The organism is Phocaeicola coprocola DSM 17136, from assembly GCF_000154845.1.
Lineage (GTDB): Bacteria > Bacteroidota > Bacteroidia > Bacteroidales > Bacteroidaceae > Phocaeicola > Phocaeicola coprocola.
Map to the genome: position 1 here is coordinate 1 of NZ_DS981515.1, position 3,590 is coordinate 3,590.

At 42.0% G+C, this 3,590-nt stretch carries 3 protein-coding genes; all 3 read right to left on the reverse strand.

Translation table 11 applies throughout. The features are described 5' to 3' along the window. Positions 1-862: 862 nt before the first annotated feature. Positions 863-1,453: a hypothetical protein gene (locus BACCOP_RS19095; RefSeq protein ID WP_008670455.1), complete on the reverse strand. Its 591-nt coding sequence runs from the start codon at positions 1,451-1,453 to the stop codon at positions 863-865. A gap of 471 nt (positions 1,454-1,924) precedes the next feature. Further along, on the reverse strand, positions 1,925-3,028 hold the full coding sequence (locus tag BACCOP_RS19100) for a plasmid recombination protein (protein ID WP_007572070.1): 1,104 nt from the start codon (positions 3,026-3,028) through the stop codon (positions 1,925-1,927). A gap of 355 nt (positions 3,029-3,383) precedes the next feature. Beyond that, positions 3,384-3,590, reverse strand: a 207-nt coding sequence (locus BACCOP_RS20810) for a hypothetical protein (protein WP_007572071.1), incomplete at its 5' end; no start/stop codon positions are given.

The following is a 3,590-nucleotide window of genomic DNA, read 5'->3' on the forward strand; positions in this document are numbered from 1 at the left end:
ATAAGGTCGCATAGATACCCGCCTGTATCACCCTATGGGGATCGTGAAGTTCAGGAAAGCGCCACGGAGTCTTCTCTCACTGTTTACTCTAAACTAAACGTATAGGTTGCTGTTCGTCCTGCCTGACGGCATTCTCCAGAACTAAGCACTGGCATCGTCACACAATATAGGTCAGTCTTGGACGAAAGTCTAATTGCACTTAGGAGCCGGATCATTCAAACCGGTCCAAAGAGAAGATAATAGAAGGTCACGAAATGCATTCAGACAACATTTTCGTTGACAAAAGCCGTACGTCATCGGGTTAATGGGGCTTGTCCCCTTACACACGTACCCTTTAGGGTGCTAGTGTGCTATCACCATACTGCATAGGTGCGAAGTTAGTGAATGTTTTGTAAATGCACAAATAAAGGGGAAAACATTTGGATTTGCGACAATAAAGTACTACCTTTGTTGCTGACCAAACGGTAGCTGACCGATACGGGAGAGTTACCAAAATACAAGCCGCTGGAGTTAATTGACGGACATCCGACATCCCCAGCGGCTTTATTTTTGCCTATCTGCTTCGTCTAGGCATACCAGTACCTCTACTAAAAATGTACTTCAAAGATACTTATTTTCTACCGACTTGATAGTTTTTACCCCATATTCTTGGACATTTTTCCCCCATGAGGTTATCTTTGTAGGGTGAAAGAGAAACCCATAAACGGGGATAGATTGAATGCTGGGAAGCATAAACAATCGGGGTAAGGTTAGCGAACCTTGCCTTTCATCCCCCATTATAACTTTACATAGAGGAACTTTATCTATCCCCCCCCGCCCCCAAAGGGGGAGCGACCAAACGGCAGCTTCACTCAATGGAGTGTTACAGTTCATCAAAACCAAGTGATAACTGTCGTTTCTCTGCTTCTTCTTTCTTTTGGGCAGCTAAAGTCTTTTTCCGAACGTATGTTTTTGTAAATGAAACCCTATCCCCATTAAAGACAATCAACGGATTAATGAACCAATTATATTCGTTTGGACCTCTTGCTATGATTTCACTTTGTACGAGCTCTGCCAATCCTTTGTATATGGCTTTGTCTGATTTGTATTGGGTGTATTCTAAGCATTTTCGCCTATCGAAAATTATCATATCATTCTTAGGCTTCATGCAAGTTAGAATATACCCGAAAACCCGAATAGCTGATTGTGATAGATTGAAAAAAGCGGCAAAATTCGCAAGGTATAGTTTTGCAAATTGCTCTTCATCTACTTCTATTTGTCGGATAAACGAGGTTTTGAATACTTCTCCTGTATCTGTATCAGCAACAGCAACTACAGCTTTTTTATCACTTCCCGTACTACTTTTGTATTTCTTAACAACGTGATTTTCAATCCCTTCAATTGCTTGTTTCATAAAGGGGTTTTCTTCGTTTTTTTGAAAATCGGTTAATTTGAGTACTTTCTTATTTTCCATAAACATTCTATTTAGGCAAATTTGACTTTCTATATATCGGTGAAAAAGTATAATTTGATTTTCCACAAAGGAATATTTAAATTTCCATTAATACAATAAAAAAGCAAAATATATTTTCCTTTTTAACATCTAATAGGAAAGAGTGACTTTCTAATATGGAAAATCAGATTTTCCAATATGGAAAATACCCTATATTGAGTATCAACTACTTAACTTATTCTATTTCTTAAGTTCTTATTATACCCTAAAAACGGCATATAATCAACTACTTAAAAAATCATCGGTCGGGGAGCGCCCAGCGGCAAGGGGCGGGACCACCCGTCCCGACGAGCGCCCACACCATAAACTTTTTTTCGAATAAGCACACAACCGTTTTTCGAACCCTGCAAAATTTCTTCCGAACCCGAACGGCGTAACACTCCATTGAGTGAAGCTGCCGTTTGGTCGCTCCCCCTTTGGGGGCGGGGGGGGTTACATACCCATGCCGAAACCTCTGCTTCTGGTGATTTGCTTGAGTAGGTCTTTCCCCTCTTCCATAGCTTTTGATATGTTTGGGAAATGATGCCTTAAAGCCTCCAGTTGTTCGGAATTGAACAAGTCTTTCATCTTACCAAGTTCTTTTTTCAATTCCTTGGTTTCGGTCTTTAGTTCTTGGTTCTCCGTTCTTAGTCGGTTACTGGTTGTCCTTGCATTGTCCATTTGCTGTCTATAATACTCCTTGTCGTTCTCGGCTTTGAATACCTTTGTGCCGTTTCGCTCTTTTTCAAGTATAGCCTTTCCCAGTCTATCGGATAGCTGTTCATTTTCCCCCTCTAAAGCCTTTATTTTGGCTTTTAAGGCATCTTTTTCCCTATCGTTAACCGTTTTCCCTATCAAGCCGTAAAACTTCTCTGAAGCCTTAGAAATGAGTTTTTGGACGTTTTTCTTTGTTTCAATGGAACGTAGTTCTTTCTGAAGCTGAAGAAGCTGGTTTTGCACGTCCTTGTGCTTGTCTAACGCACTGGATATATCGTTGGATAGTTCCTGAAGCTGTTCTTTCGCACATTCGGTCTTGTACTGCATAGCCGATAAGTGTTTGCGATCAGAAGAAACACCACGTTCCATGCCCAGTGCTTCAGATGCTATGGTTTGGAGTTCTGCCATGTCATCACGCGATAAACGCACACTCTTCCCGTTCGGCTGCGTCCAATCGAAAACTACATGGGCGTGAAGGTTAGGTGTCCATTGCTTTGCGTTCATGTATCCTTCGTCCTTGTGTATATGGATTTGAAACGCTTCAATACCGAAACGTTCCTTGCAGACCGCAGCGAATTGCTGGAGTTCCTGCATGGTGGTTTCTTGCTTGATTACTATTACCCCCTCCCGTATGGGTGCTGCTTTAGTCTGCATCTTCTGCCCAACCGTATCGAAATATCTCTGTTTCGCACTCTCCAGCCGATGGGAGATGCTATCTCCAACCCAGCTTTCATTCAAATGACTAAGTTCCGGACGAACATAGTCCAACTCTTTTTCCCTAAAGTTGTGAATCTCGCTCCCCGGCTTCACTGCTTGTACATGAATACTTGTTGCTCCCATAAGTTAACATTTTTGTGACAATCGATAACAGCCGGTGACAGCCGGCTGACAGGGGGTTAAGGGGGCTTGTCCCCTTACACACGTACCCTTTAGGGTGCTAGTGTGCTATCACCATACTGCATAGGTGCGAAGTTAGTGAATGTTTTGTAAATGCACAAATAAAGGGGAAAACATTTGGATTTGCGACAATAAAGTACTACCTTTGTTGCTGACCAAACGGTAGCTGACCGATACGGGAGAGTTACCAAAATACAAGCCGCTGGAGTTAATTGACGGACATCCGACATCCCCAGCGGCTTTATTTTTGCCTATCTGCTTCGTCTAGGCATACCAGTACCTCTACTAAAAATGTACTTCAAAGATACTTATTTTCTACCGACTTGATAGTTTTTACCCCATATTCTTGGACATTTTTCCCCCATGAGGTTATCTTTGTAGGGTGAAAGAGAAACCCATAAACGGGGATAGATTGAATGCTGGGAAGCATAAACAATCGGGGTAAGGTTAGCGAACCTTGCCTTTCATCCCCCATTATAACTTTACATAGAGGAACTTTATCTAT